Source organism: Methylorubrum rhodinum (assembly GCF_014199935.1).
GTDB lineage: Bacteria > Pseudomonadota > Alphaproteobacteria > Rhizobiales > Beijerinckiaceae > Methylobacterium > Methylobacterium rhodinum.
Genome location: NZ_JACHOP010000019.1, coordinates 94,360 through 106,469, shown reverse-complemented (window position 1 = coordinate 106,469; position 12,110 = coordinate 94,360). Strand labels below are relative to the sequence as shown.

Below are 12,110 nucleotides of genomic sequence, written 5' to 3'. Positions count from 1 at the left end.
GGGGGCGGTGGTGCTTTTTTGGTGGTCTGTGCGGGGGGCTGGGGGGGGGGCGGGGGGGGGGGGGGGCCCCCGCCCCCCCCCCCCCCCGGGGCGGGGGGGGGGGGGGGGCGGGGGGGGGGGGGGCGCCCCCCCCCCCCCCCCCCACGGCTCGCTCCGCAATCGAAGCAACCGACCGTTAACTGAGCTGTCGAACAGCGCTCGCGGGCCGATCTTCGTTGATCCATTTAACCCAAACGCAACGCGTCCGCGGTAACTCTAGCCCCGTCGCCGATCGAAGCCTGAACAGACTTTCGACGGTCGCCCGGGACACCAGTTCAAGTGGAGATCACCATGAAAGCCATCGCCAAGCGTTTCGCCTCCGACGAGTCCGGCGCCACTGCAATCGAGTACGGCCTTGTGGCCGCGATGATGGGCATCGCCGTCGTCACCATCTTCACGGCCTTCAAGGACAAGCTCACGCTCGCCTTCGGCACGATGGGCGACGCCATCAACTCTCAGGCCGGTAAGATCAGCCAGTAAGCGGACTTCACCGAACACTCGGGCGTGCCGGGCCGTCAGGCGCCGTACGTCCGGGGGTTCTGGGACGGCGCGGGGCATTCCTTCGGGCTGCGGTGTCGCTTTCGCGCCGCCCGAAGGAATGCCATTTTTTGTCGAGGCACCGGGACGGGCCCGGGCGGATCGGGGATAGCAGCCAGACCATGTCGATGAGCGCAGCCCCTCTCCTGCTCGGCGTGGCGTTCCCCTTCCTCATGGCCTACGCGGCCGCGAGCGATCTGTTGACCATGCGGATCTCGAATCGGGTGACCGGCTTCGTGGTCGCCGGCTTCGTCCTCTACGCGCCGGTCTCCGGCATGGCGCTCGAAGAGCTGGCCTGGCACGTCGCCGCCGGGGCTTTGACCCTGGTCGTCACCTTCGTGATGTTCGCCCGCGGCTGGGTCGGCGGCGGGGATGCCAAGCTCGCGGCAGGTACCGCGCTCTGGCTCGGGATCGGACATCTGGCCGATTACCTCGTCGTCGCCTCGATCCTCGGCGGCGCCCTCACCCTGGCGATCCTCTACGCCCGCACCTTCCCGATGCCCGCCGTGACGGCCCGCCTGCCCTTCGCGGTGCACCTGCACGACACGAAGACCGGAATCCCCTACGGCATCGCGCTTGCCGCCGCCGCCCTCATCGTCATGCCGGGCGCCGCCGGCTGGGAACGCCTCGCCCTGATGTGAGGCGCCACTGCCGGCAGCACTGCTTCGGAGCGGGGCCACAGCCACGCGCCCGAGCCGCCGCGCACGCGTGTCTGAGACCGGCCGACACGTCGCGTCCCTCTGCGTCCCTCGGCGGCCGTCGTCGCTTCGCGCATCCCCGCTCTCCCGTGATCGCATCCAGGCGGTGTCCGTCGCCGCGAGCCCGCGCGCCGTCGCGGCGGATCGGCTCCCCTCCTCCGAAAAGCGCGTCAAAATCCGCGAGAAACGCCTCGGTGACGGGCGGTTAACCTTAACTACACGAATCCCGGGCAAGTCTTGGAACCTGACGGCGGAGAGCCGTCGAACGGTTCCGCACCCGCCATGAAACCTGCCCGTCTCGCCGTCCTGGCCGTCGCGATCGTCGCGGGCTGCGGCGCCGCCCTTCTGATGAGCGGCGAAGAGAAGCCCCCCGAGCCCGTCGCCCAGGCCGCGCCCGCGCCTCAGATCCCGCTCGCCGAGGTGCTCGTCGCCGCCGTCGACCTGCCGATGGGCCAGACCCTGAAGGCCGAGGATCTGCGCTGGATGCCCTGGCCGGAACAGGCGCTGTCGCCGACCTATCTCGAGCGCAAGGCCGCGCCGAAGGGTCTGGAGGACTCGGTCGGCTCGATCGTGCGCACCCCCTTCTCGGCCAGCGAGCCGATCCGCCCCGAGCGCCTCGTCAAGGCCGGCAGCGGCTTCATGTCGGCGATCCTGCCGCCCGGCATGCGGGCGGTGGCGATCACCACCGACAACCGCGGCTCGTCCTCGGCCGGCGGCTTCATCCTGCCCAACGACCGGGTCGACGTCATCAAGACCGCCCGCGACGAGGGCGGCAGCGGCAACGACCAGTTCGCCGAGACGCTGCTCACCGACATCCGCGTGCTCGCGGTCGGCCAGATCGTCCAGGAGAAGGGCGGCCAGAACGTCGTCACCGCCGAGACGGCCACGCTGGCGCTGACCCCGGGCCAGGCCGAGATCGTCACCCTCGCGCAGAAGATCGGGCAGCTCTCGCTCGTGCTGCGCAGCGTTCAGGATGCGGGCCAGACCGCCACGGTGGCGGATGCCGAGCCCGAAGGAGCCATGACGGTGGTGCGCTTCGGCGTCGCCAAGCAGCAGCGCCGGTAAGGACGAGACCGATGTCCCTTCAGATCCGCCACCGGGCTTTCGCCCTCGCCCTCCTCTCCGGCTCCTGCCTCGCGGTGCCGGCCCCCGCGACCGCCCAGGGCGTCGCCTCCCCGGTGCTCGCCATCGGCGCCAACGAGGCCGGCGTTTCGCGCAAGGTCGAGCTGACCAAGGGGCGCTCCCTGATCGTCGATCTGCCGCGCGACGCCAAGGAGGTGTTCGTGGCCAACCCCGCCGTCGCCAACGCGGTGGTGCGGTCCAGCCGCAAGCTGTTCCTGATCGGCATCGAGAACGGCGCGACCTCGATCTTCGTGATGGATGCCGACGGTCGCCAGATCGCGGCGCTGGACGTCACCATCGCCCGCGACATCAACGTGCTGAAGCAGTCGCTCCAGCAGAGCCTGCCCTCGGGGCGCTTCGACGTGAAGGCGGTGGGCGACTCGATCGTTCTCACCGGCACCGTCGCCTCGGCCTCGGAGGCACAGCAGGCGCTCGACATCGCCAACGCCTTCGTCGGCATCGCGGGCGCCGTCGGCGGCATCCGCGGCGCCGTCATCAACAACCTGACCGTGCGCAACAAGGATCAGGTGATGCTGCGCGTCACCGTGGTCGAGGTCTCCCGCAGCGTCATCAAGCAGTTCGGCATCAACACCGCCGGCAACTGGTCGGCGCTGAATCCGGTCGGAGGCAATTTCCTGACGAACGACACCGGCTTCCCGCTGACGGGCACGAGCACGCCGGTGGCCAACCAGCTTGCGGCCTCGGTCTCGGCCGGCGGCTTCTCGCTGCAGGCGACGCTGAAGGCGTTCGAGCGGGCCGGCGTCTCGCGCATCCTCGCGGAGCCGACGCTCACGGCCATCTCGGGCGAATCCGCCAAGTTCACCGCGGGCGGCGAGATCCCGGTGCCGAGCAACTGTTCGGCCTCGTCGTCGGTCGCGATCGGCACGACGCTCAACCAGAGCTGCACGGTCACGCTCGTCTACAAGCCCTACGGCGTCAGCCTCGCCTTCACCCCCGTCGTGATGGCCGAGAACCGCATCTCGATCCGCGTCGCCACCGACGTGGTCGAACTCGATCAGCAGAACAGCTTCACCTACTACCTGAACAATCGCCCGACGCCGGTGCCGGCCACGACGAAGCGCAGCTCGGAGACGACCGTCGAGCTGGCGTCCGGCGCCACGATGATGACCGCGGGCCTGATCCAGCAGAAGAACCGGGCCGCGATCTCCGGCCTGCCCGGCCTGATGAGCCTGCCGATCCTCGGCGCCCTGTTCCGCTCGCGCGACTACCAGCGCGACGAGACCGAGCTGATGATCATGGTCACCCCCTACATCGCCAAGCCGATGGAGGCGCGCCAGGTGCAGCGGCCCGACGACGGCTTCGTCGATGCGCCGGACGGCAAGGCGGTTCTGCTCGGGCAGATCAACCGGGTCTACGGCACGGTCGGCGGCGGCACGCTGGGACCGGCCTATCGCGGACGCGTCGGCTTCATCGCCGACTGAGATCGGACACGTGCAGCGGGGCCGGGCCGAGAAGGTCCGGCCGATCAGACGGATCGCGGGCGCGGCGTCGCCCCAGCAGGATCGAAGAACCGATGCCCTCCCCCACTCGCCTTCCCGTCCGGTCGCTGGCTCCGGTCTCCGTTCTGGTCCTCGCCGGCCTGCTCGGCGCCTGCCGGGCCGACCGGGTCAGCACGACCGGCTCGACCTATCCGATCGACGTGCGCACCCGCCATCCGATCGTTCTGGCGGATGCCGACCGCACCCTCGACGTGTTCCCGACCGGGGTCGGCCACATCGATCCGCGGCAGGCGGCCGACATCGAGGCGTTCCTGCTGGAGTACCGCCGCTACGGGCGCGGCCTCATCACCCTGGAACTGCCCCAGGGCGTGGCGCCCGCCCTCGCCGGCCCGGTCGAGCGCACCGGCGCCGCGATCCGCCGGCTCGGGGCCGAACTCGGCGTGCCGCCGGGCGGCTGGATCGTCGGCGGCTACCCGGTCGCCGCGCCCAGCCTCGCCGCGCCGGTCCGGCTCACCTTCCAGCGGATGCAGGCCAAGGTGTCGAGCAAGTGCGGGCTCTGGCCGCGCGACCTCGGCACGAGCGACATCCGCTCCGACTGGTCGAACGAGCCCCAGTGGAATCTCGGCTGCGCCACGCAGTCCAACATCGCCTCCCAGGTCGCCGACCCGGTCGATCTCGTGCGCGGGCGCCCCGAGGGCCGCATCGACACGGTCCGACGCACCCGCGACATCGGCGAACTGCGCCAGGGCAAGGATCCGTCAACCGAGTGGAAGCAGGATGGGAAGACGAACGTCAAGGACACGGTCAAGAACTGACCGGCGTCCTCGGCTCCGCCCACTCGCTTACGCTCCGCCAGACCATCGAACCGGAATCACCCGTCATGCCGGACATCCACGAGGCCACAGAGCGGACGATCGCCCCGGTGCCCCGGATCACGATCCAGGCCTTCTGCGAGACGCCGGAGACCGCGGCGATGATCGAGGGGATCGTCTCGGACCGGCGGATGCACAAGGCGCACGTCAAGGTGCAGATGGGCGGCGGCGCGGCCGCCGTCGAGGCCTACCGGCACGCACCGACGCCCAACGTCATCCTGATCGAGTTCGTCGGCACCAAGTCGCGCCCGCTCGAATGCCTCGACCTGCTCGCCGAGGTCTGCGACGAGGGCACCAAGGTGCTCGTCGTCGGCCACGTCAACGACGTGCTGCTCTACCGCCAGTTCATGCAGCGCGGGGTGAGCGAGTACCTGATGGCCCCGGTCGCCCCCGTGACGATGATCGCGGCGGTCTCCGACCTGTTCTCGGCCCCCGGCGCCAAGCCGGTCGGGCGCACCGTCGCGGTCTACGGCGCCAAGGGCGGCGCGGGCGCCTCGACGGTCGCCCACAACCTCGCCTGGACGGTGGCGCGCGAGCACGGCACCTCGACGGTGATCGCCGACCTCGACATCGCCTTCGGGACGGCCAGCCTCAACTTCAACCAGGACCCGCCCCAGGGCATCGCGGAGGCGGTGTTCGCCCCCGAGCGCCTCGACGCCAACCTGCTCGACCGGCTGCTCTCCAAATGCGCCGACAACCTCAGCCTGCTCTCGGCGCCCGCCACGCTGGACCGGACGATCGACCTGACCGAGCCGGCCTTCGACGCGCTCACCGACCTGCTGCGGGCGGCGGTGCCCTGCATCGTGCTGGACGTGCCGCATCACTGGTCGGCCTGGACGCGCCGCGTGCTGGTGGCGGCCGACGAGATCCTGATCGTCGCCTCGCCCGACCTCGCGTCGCTCCGCAACACCAAGAACCTGCTCGCCCTGCTCCAGGCGAGCCGGCCCAACGACGCGCGGGCGCGGGTGATCCTCAACGGCGTCGGCATGCCCAAGCGCCCGGAGATCGGGGCGGCCGAGTTCGCCAAGGCGCTCGATGCCACGCTCCAGGCGTCGATCCCGTTCGATCCGGCGCTGTTCGGCACCGCGGCCAACAACGGTCAGATGATCGCCGAGGTGCAGGCCGGCTCCAAGGCCGCCGAGATCTTCTCGGAGGTGGCGGGCATCGTCACCGGCCGGTCCGAGGTCAAGCGGGCGCGTGCCAACCTGCTGGAGCCGCTCTTGGCCCGGTTGACCCGCAAGAAGGCGTCGTGAACGTGCCTTCCGCCTCTTCCCTTTCCCTCAACTGAGGGCGCACGGCACCATGTTCGGACGACGCTCCAACGTCGCGGCGACGCCCGCCGCCCCGGTCGTCCCGGCCGGAAAGCCGGTCGCGCCCGCGCCCGTGCTGCAGGACGAGGTGCGCGCCGCGCGCCCCGAGGCCCCGCCGGCCGCGCGGCCCCCCGCCGCCCCGCCGCCCGCGCCGCACAAGTCGGAAGACTATTTCCGCACCAAGAGCATGATCTTCGGCGCGCTGATCGAGGCGATCGACCTCGCCCAGCTCGCTCGGCTCGACGCGGAATCGGCCCGCGAGGAAATCCGCGACATCGTCTCGGAGATCATCGGCCTCAAGAACATCGTCCTGTCGATCGCCGAGCAGGAAGAGCTGCTCGACGACATCTGCAACGACGTGCTCGGCTACGGCCCGCTGGAGCCGCTGCTCGCCCGCGACGACATCGCCGACGTGATGGTCAACGGCGCCGACCGGACCTTCATCGAGGTCGGCGGCAAGATCCAGCTCACCAACGTGCGCTTCCGCGACAACCAGCAGTTGATGAACATCTGCCAGCGGATCGTCAGCCAGGTGGGCCGCCGCGTCGACGAATCCTCGCCGATCTGCGACGCGCGCCTGCCGGACGGATCCCGCGTCAACGTCATCGCCCCCCCGCTCGCCATCGACGGGCCGGCGCTCACCATCCGTAAGTTCAAGAAGGACAAGCTCACCCTCGACCAGCTCGTGCGCTTCGGCGCGATCTCGCCGGAGGGCGCCAAGATCCTGCAGATCATCGGCAAGGTCCGCTGCAACGTCGTCATCTCCGGCGGCACCGGCTCGGGCAAGACGACGCTGCTCAACTGCCTCACCGCCTATATCGAGCACGACGAGCGGGTCATCACCTGCGAGGACGCGGCCGAATTGCAGCTCCAGCAGCCGCACGTGGTGCGGCTCGAGACCCGGCCGCCGAACCTGGAGGGCCAGGGCTCGGTCACCATGCGCGACCTCGTCAAGAACTGCCTGCGCATGCGGCCCGAGCGCATCATCGTCGGCGAGGTGCGCGGACCGGAGGCGTTCGACCTGCTCCAGGCGATGAACACGGGCCACGACGGCTCGATGGGCACGCTCCACGCCAACTCCCCGCGCGAGTGCCTGGCGCGAATCGAATCGATGATCACCATGGGCGGCTTCTCGCTGCCCTCCAAAACCCTGCGCGAGATGATCACCGGCTCGGTCGACGTCATCATCCAGGCGATGCGCATGCGCGACGGCTCGCGGCGCATCACCCACATCACCGAGGTGCTGGGGATGGAGGGCGACGTGATCATCACCCAGGACCTGTTCGTCTACGACGTGCTCGGCGAGGACGCGAACGGCCGCCTGATCGGCCGCCACCGCTCCACCGGCATCGGCCGCCCGCGCTTCTGGGACCGGGCGCGCTATTACGGCGAGGAGCGGGCGCTGGCCGCGGCCCTCGATGCCGCCGCAGCCGAGGGAGAGGCGGCGTGAGCGCCGTCAACCTCCCCCTCGCGGCCGGGCTCGTCGCCGTCGCGGCGGGCGCCGTCGCCTACGTCGTCCTGCTCCCCGTCCTCTCCGGCGAGCGGCGGGCCGAGCAGCGCCGCAAGGCGCTCGGGAACAACCGGGTCTCGCTGGCCGAGCGCGCCACCTCGGCGAGCCGCCGCGAGCAGGTCGCCAAGAGCCTCAAGGAGATCGAGGCCAAGAAGGACAAGACCAAGGTCACGCTGGAGCTGAAGCTCGCCCGCGCCGGCCTCGACTGGAGCCGGCGCAAATTCTACGTCGTCTCGGCCCTGATCGCGCTCGGCCTCGGTGTCGGCGTCCTCGCCGTGTCCGGCCGTCCGCTCGTCGCCCTGCTGGCGACCTTCGTCGGCGCGCTCGGCATCCCGGCCTGGATGCTCAAGCATCTGCAGAAGCGCCGCATCGCCGCCTTCATCGACGAGTTGCCCAACGCCATCGACGTGGTGGTGCGAGGCTTGAAATCCGGCATACCGCTGGGCGACTGCCTGCGGATGATCTCGCGCGAGGCGAAGGAGCCCCTGCGCAGCGAGTTCCGGGTCGCCAACGAGGCGCAGGCGCTCGGCCTGCCGATGTCGGAGGCGATCCAGCGCATGTACGAGCGCGTGCCGGTCACGGAAGTGAACTTCTTCGCCGTGGTGATCGGCATCCAGGCCAAGGCCGGCGGCAACCTCTCCGAGGCGCTGGGCAACCTGTCGCGGGTGCTGCGCGAGCGCAAGAAGATGGCCGGCAAGATCGCCGCGATGAGCATGGAGGCGAAGGTCTCGGCCGCCATCATCGCCGCCCTGCCCTTCGTGGTGGCCTTCACGACCTACCTGTCGAGCCCCGACTACATCTCCCTGCTCTGGACCACGGCGATCGGCAAGATCGCGCTCGCGGCCTCCGCGCTGTGGATGGGCCTCGGCATCGCGATGATGAAGAAGATGATCAGTTTCGAGGTTTGAGCATCGCCGCGTCCGATCCCGGCCGGGCCGTCGGGTCCGGGCGCGGATCGGGCGACGGGTGGAGGCGGGGCCGGCAGGCCGGGCGATCGGGGAAAGCGATGATCGAGGAAATGGTCGACGCGGCGCTTCAGCCGCGCTTCGTCGCCACCGTGCTGACCGGCATCGCGGCGGCCGCCACGGTGTTCACGCTGGTGCAGCCGCTGATCGAGACCGACCAGCTCGGCAAGCGGATGAAGCTCGTCAGCGACGAGCGCGAGCAGTTGCGGCAGCGCGAACGCGAGCGGCTCTCGACCCGCGCGACGCTGCGCAGCGAGCCCAAGGCCTACATGAAGCGGGTGGTGGAGCAGCTCAACCTGACCCGCTGGCTCGGCACCGAGACGGCCAAGGCCAAGCTCGTCCTGGCGGGCTATCGCGGCGCGGGCGCCGAGACGGCGTTCCTGTTCTTCCGCCTCGTGATGCCCGCCGTCCTCACCGTGCTGGCCCTGTTCTACCTGTTCGTGCTGGAGGTGCTGGACCAGCCGTTCATGATCCGGGCCGGCGTCGTGCTGCTGGCCGCCTTCGTCGGCTTCAAGCTTCCCGAGGTCTACCTGTCCAACGTGACCACCAAGCGCCAGGCCCAGATCCGGCTGGCTTGGCCCGACGCCCTCGACATGTGCCTAATCTGCGTCGAGTCCGGCATGTCGTCGGAGAACGCGTTCCGCCGCGTCAGCATGGAGATCGCCGTGCAGGCGCCCATCCTGGCCGAGGAACTGGCGCTGCTCAACGCCGAGCTGTCCTACCTGCCGGACCGCCGGGTGGCCTACGAGAACCTTGCGCTCCGCACCGGCCTCGAACCGGTGAAGTCGCTCACCACGGCGCTGATCCAGGCCGAGCGCTACGGCACCCCGGTCGGTCAGGCCCTGCGCGTGCTCGCCCAGGAAAGCCGCGACACGCGCATGAACGAGGCCGAGAAGAAGGCCGCCGCGCTGCCGCCGAAGCTGACCGTGCCGATGATCGTGTTCTTCCTGCCGGTGCTGTTCGTGGTCATCATGACGCCGGCCGGCATCCAGGCCTACGCGATGATGAACAAGTAGGCGCGTCTTAACTGCGCGTCGCCTGCCCCCGCTCCCAGTAGCCGACGGCGAGGTGGCGCTCGCGGCTCAAGGAGCGCTCCGAGCGCAGATGCTTGCGCAGCGCGCGGGCGGCGGCGAACTCGCAGCCGGCCCAGACGAAGAGGTCGTCGGTGTCGGGGAAATCGAGGGCGCGCACGCCGGCCACGAGCGGGCTCTCGCCCCCCTCGGACGGTTCGAGCCAGCGCACGCTCACACCCTCGGGCGCCGTCAGCGGATAGCCCGCATCCGCCTCCTCCGCCTCCAGGAGCACGATTCCGCGCGCCTGCGCCGGCATCGCCTCCAGCAGGCGGGCGATGGCGGGCAGCGCCGTCGCGTCGCCCGCGAGCAGGGTCCAGGCGGCGGGCGGCGCGGTGCGGCCGAGCGGACCGGCGATGCCGCAGACCGTGCCGGGCTCGGCGGTGACGGCGAACAGCGCGCCCGGCCCCGGCGCGTCGTGGAGCACGAAGTCGATCTCGACCGTGTCGGCCGTGGCGCGCCGGATCGTGTAGTAGCGCACCGCCGGGCAGCGCTCCGTCTCCGGCCACAGGGTGCGCCCGTCGGGGCCGGGACGGGGCCATTCCGGCCGCGTCACCCCCGGCGGCGGCAGGTAGAGCCGCACGTGCAGGTCCGCGTCGCTCGCGAAGCGGCCGAGATCGGTCCCGGTGAAGGTGAGCCGGCGCAGCCGCGGGGTCAGTTCCCGGCTCTCGACGAGCCGCAATTCGCGAAAGTTCGCGAAGGTCGCCGCCCCCGCTTCGAAGCCCGACCAGACGATCGCCGGCGTCTCGCCCTCGGCGAAGTCGACGATGTTGGCGGCGAGCAGCGCGCGCAGCATCTCCAGGCCGCCCTCGTCCGGCGCCTCGACCCTGACCCGCAAGGTCGCACCCATCGGCTCGAGGATGCCGGTGCCGACGCCGAGATGGGCGACGACGCGGGCTCCCTGCCGGTCATGGGCGACGTCGTAGGCGAGCATGTGCGCGACGAGGTCGTCGGTGAGCTTTTGGGGATCGGCGAGTGCGACCGTCGCCTCGGAGAACAGCATCGCGGATCGGCTCCTCGCCCGCACCTCGTGACAACGCCTCGGGCGGCTTCGCTCGGTCCGTTCCGCCTCGCAATGACGGCGTGAGTTGGAACCTGAGGTGATGGACCGGCAGCCGTATTAAGCGGCGGCCTCCCGGCCCGTCAACGCAATGCTGTCTTTCTTCGATCACGATTGGCAAGCGGCCTGATTGTACTTGTTCTAAACTCCCCCACATCGCTCTCGCGCGGCCAAAAGCTCCCTCCCCTAAATTCCTCAGGCCCCCGTTCGTCCCCCTCCCGACACGCCCCGGAGCGGCCCCGCCCCGACCGGGGCGCTCCGCAGGGAGTCCGCACCCTTGAGCTTCGACCGCGACGACATCCAGTTCCACGTGGTGGTGAACGACGAGGACCAGTACTCGATCTGGCCGGACTTCAAGCCGACCCCCGAGGGCTGGCGCTGGGTCGGCGTCAGCGGCGACAAGGCCGCCTGCCTCGCGCACATCGAGACCGTCTGGACCGACATGCGCCCGCGCAGCCTGCGCGAGGCGATGGACCGCGACGCCCGCGCCTGACACATCCTCCCCTCAAGCCGAGAGGCCGACCATGCCCGCACCCGCCCTCCCCGTCGTGCTCGAAGGCTCGGGGCCACTGATCCGGGCGATCGAGGCCCGCGATGCCGAGATCCGCGACGCGCTCGGCACCGTCGGCGGCGTGCTGCTGCGGGGCTACGACGTCGAGAGCGTCGAGGCGTTCCGGGCCTTCGCTGCCGGCTTCGGCCATCCGCTCCTGTCCTACGAATTCGGCTCGACGCCGCGCAGCAAGGTCGAGGGCGGGGTCTATTCCTCGACCGAGTACCCGGCCCACCGCGAGATTCCGCTCCACAACGAGCAGTCCTACACCCGCGACTGGCCGCTGCGGATCTGGTTCCACTGCGTCACCGCCTCTCCCGAGGGCGGCGCCACCCCGCTCGCCGACAGCCGCGCGATCTACCGGGCGCTCGATCCCGCACTTCGGGACAAGTTCGCCACGAGGGGCCTGCGCTACGTGCGCAACTTCGGCAACGGCCTCGATCTGCCCTGGACCAAGGTGTTCGACACCGACGACCGGAGCGCGGTCGAGGCCTATTGCCGGGACCACGCCATCGACTTCACGTGGAAGGAGGACGGCGAATTGCGCACGAGCCAGCTCTGCCAGGCGGTCGCCAAGCATCCCCGCACCGGCGAGGACGTGTGGTTCAATCAGGCCCACCTGTTCCATGTCTCGGGGCTCGACGAGGTGGAGCGCGAGGTGCTGCTCGACACGGTCGGGGAGGACGAACTCCCCCGCAACGTGTACTTCGGCGACGGAAGCCCGATTCCCGACGCCGACCTCGACGCCGTGCGCGCCGTGCTGGAGGCCGAGAAGGTGAGCTTCCCCTGGCAGGCGGGCGACGTGCTCATGCTCGACAACATGTTGATCATGCACGGCCGCGAGCCCTATGCCGGCCCGCGCAAGGTCGTCGTCGCCATGGCCGAGGCGCACGGGATGAACAAGGCAACATGAGCGT

12 protein-coding genes are annotated in these 12,110 nt (G+C 70.2%); 11 read left to right on the top strand and 1 reads right to left on the bottom strand.

Annotation, left to right across the window (positions count from 1 at the left end):
* Nucleotides 1-330 precede the first annotated feature (330 nt).
* The 9 genes from HNR00_RS18825 to HNR00_RS18785 all read left to right on the top strand — a co-directional run bounded on the left by HNR00_RS18825 (nt 331) and on the right by HNR00_RS18785 (nt 9,529).
* On the top strand, nt 331-519 hold the full coding sequence (locus HNR00_RS18825) for a Flp family type IVb pilin (RefSeq protein ID WP_183571905.1): 189 nt from the start codon (nt 331-333) through the stop codon (nt 517-519).
* A 179-nt stretch (nt 520-698) separates the two neighbouring features.
* Nucleotides 699-1,217 carry an A24 family peptidase gene (locus HNR00_RS18820; protein WP_183571904.1) on the top strand — a complete coding sequence of 173 codons (519 nt, stop codon included), beginning with the start codon at nt 699-701 and terminating at the stop codon, nt 1,215-1,217.
* Between the two features lie 339 nt (nt 1,218-1,556).
* A complete protein-coding gene (cpaB, locus tag HNR00_RS18815; protein WP_183571903.1) occupies nt 1,557-2,339 on the top strand; it encodes a Flp pilus assembly protein CpaB in 783 nt (260 codons plus the stop codon).
* 11 nt (nt 2,340-2,350) lie between these two features.
* On the top strand, nt 2,351-3,838 hold the full coding sequence (locus tag HNR00_RS18810) for a type II and III secretion system protein family protein (protein WP_183571902.1): 1,488 nt from the start codon (nt 2,351-2,353) through the stop codon (nt 3,836-3,838).
* A gap of 92 nt (nt 3,839-3,930) precedes the next feature.
* Nucleotides 3,931-4,671, top strand: coding sequence for a CpaD family pilus assembly protein (locus HNR00_RS18805; RefSeq protein ID WP_183571901.1), 741 nt, complete (start codon nt 3,931-3,933; stop codon nt 4,669-4,671).
* A 65-nt stretch (nt 4,672-4,736) separates the two neighbouring features.
* Complete coding sequence (locus HNR00_RS18800) at nt 4,737-5,981, top strand: CpaE/TadZ family protein (RefSeq protein ID WP_183571900.1); 1,245 nt, start codon at nt 4,737-4,739, stop codon at nt 5,979-5,981.
* A gap of 49 nt (nt 5,982-6,030) precedes the next feature.
* On the top strand, nt 6,031-7,488 hold the full coding sequence (locus HNR00_RS18795; protein WP_183571899.1) for a TadA family conjugal transfer-associated ATPase: 1,458 nt from the start codon (nt 6,031-6,033) through the stop codon (nt 7,486-7,488).
* On the top strand, nt 7,485-8,456 hold the full coding sequence (locus tag HNR00_RS18790; protein WP_183571898.1) for a type II secretion system F family protein: 972 nt from the start codon (nt 7,485-7,487) through the stop codon (nt 8,454-8,456). Before HNR00_RS18795 ends, HNR00_RS18790 begins: the two co-directional genes overlap by 4 nt.
* A gap of 98 nt (nt 8,457-8,554) precedes the next feature.
* Nucleotides 8,555-9,529 carry a type II secretion system F family protein gene (locus HNR00_RS18785; RefSeq protein ID WP_183571897.1) on the top strand — a complete coding sequence of 325 codons (975 nt, stop codon included), beginning with the start codon at nt 8,555-8,557 and terminating at the stop codon, nt 9,527-9,529.
* A 7-nt stretch (nt 9,530-9,536) separates the two neighbouring features.
* On the opposite strand, the gene HNR00_RS18780 is transcribed toward HNR00_RS18785, so the two are convergent.
* Nucleotides 9,537-10,586, bottom strand: a complete 1,050-nt coding sequence (locus HNR00_RS18780; RefSeq protein WP_183571896.1) for a siderophore-interacting protein — start codon at nt 10,584-10,586, stop codon at nt 9,537-9,539.
* A 334-nt stretch (nt 10,587-10,920) separates the two neighbouring features.
* Between HNR00_RS18780 and HNR00_RS18775 the strand changes: the two genes are divergently transcribed.
* Both HNR00_RS18775 and HNR00_RS18770 read left to right on the top strand, forming a co-directional pair.
* A complete protein-coding gene (locus tag HNR00_RS18775; protein ID WP_183571895.1) occupies nt 10,921-11,136 on the top strand; it encodes an MbtH family protein in 216 nt (71 codons plus the stop codon).
* A 31-nt stretch (nt 11,137-11,167) separates the two neighbouring features.
* A complete protein-coding gene (locus HNR00_RS18770; RefSeq protein ID WP_183571894.1) occupies nt 11,168-12,106 on the top strand; it encodes a TauD/TfdA family dioxygenase in 939 nt (312 codons plus the stop codon).
* Nucleotides 12,107-12,110 lie beyond the last annotated feature (4 nt).

What these genes read in the sequence shown, in the direction of transcription:
- HNR00_RS18825 (WP_183571905.1), top strand. Translation starts at nt 331, where the DNA reads ATGAAAGCCATCGCCAAGCGTTTCGCCTCCGACGAGTCCGGCGCCACT.
- HNR00_RS18820 (WP_183571904.1), top strand. Translation starts at nt 699, where the DNA reads ATGTCGATGAGCGCAGCCCCTCTCCTGCTCGGCGTGGCGTTCCCCTTC.
- cpaB (WP_183571903.1), top strand. Translation starts at nt 1,557, where the DNA reads ATGAAACCTGCCCGTCTCGCCGTCCTGGCCGTCGCGATCGTCGCGGGC.
- HNR00_RS18810 (WP_183571902.1), top strand. Translation starts at nt 2,351, where the DNA reads ATGTCCCTTCAGATCCGCCACCGGGCTTTCGCCCTCGCCCTCCTCTCC.
- HNR00_RS18805 (WP_183571901.1), top strand. Translation starts at nt 3,931, where the DNA reads ATGCCCTCCCCCACTCGCCTTCCCGTCCGGTCGCTGGCTCCGGTCTCC.
- HNR00_RS18800 (WP_183571900.1), top strand. Translation starts at nt 4,737, where the DNA reads ATGCCGGACATCCACGAGGCCACAGAGCGGACGATCGCCCCGGTGCCC.
- HNR00_RS18795 (WP_183571899.1), top strand. Translation starts at nt 6,031, where the DNA reads ATGTTCGGACGACGCTCCAACGTCGCGGCGACGCCCGCCGCCCCGGTC.
- HNR00_RS18785 (WP_183571897.1), top strand. Translation starts at nt 8,555, where the DNA reads ATGATCGAGGAAATGGTCGACGCGGCGCTTCAGCCGCGCTTCGTCGCC.
- HNR00_RS18780 (WP_183571896.1), bottom strand. Translation starts at nt 10,586, where the DNA reads ATGCTGTTCTCCGAGGCGACGGTCGCACTCGCCGATCCCCAAAAGCTC.
- HNR00_RS18770 (WP_183571894.1), top strand. Translation starts at nt 11,168, where the DNA reads ATGCCCGCACCCGCCCTCCCCGTCGTGCTCGAAGGCTCGGGGCCACTG.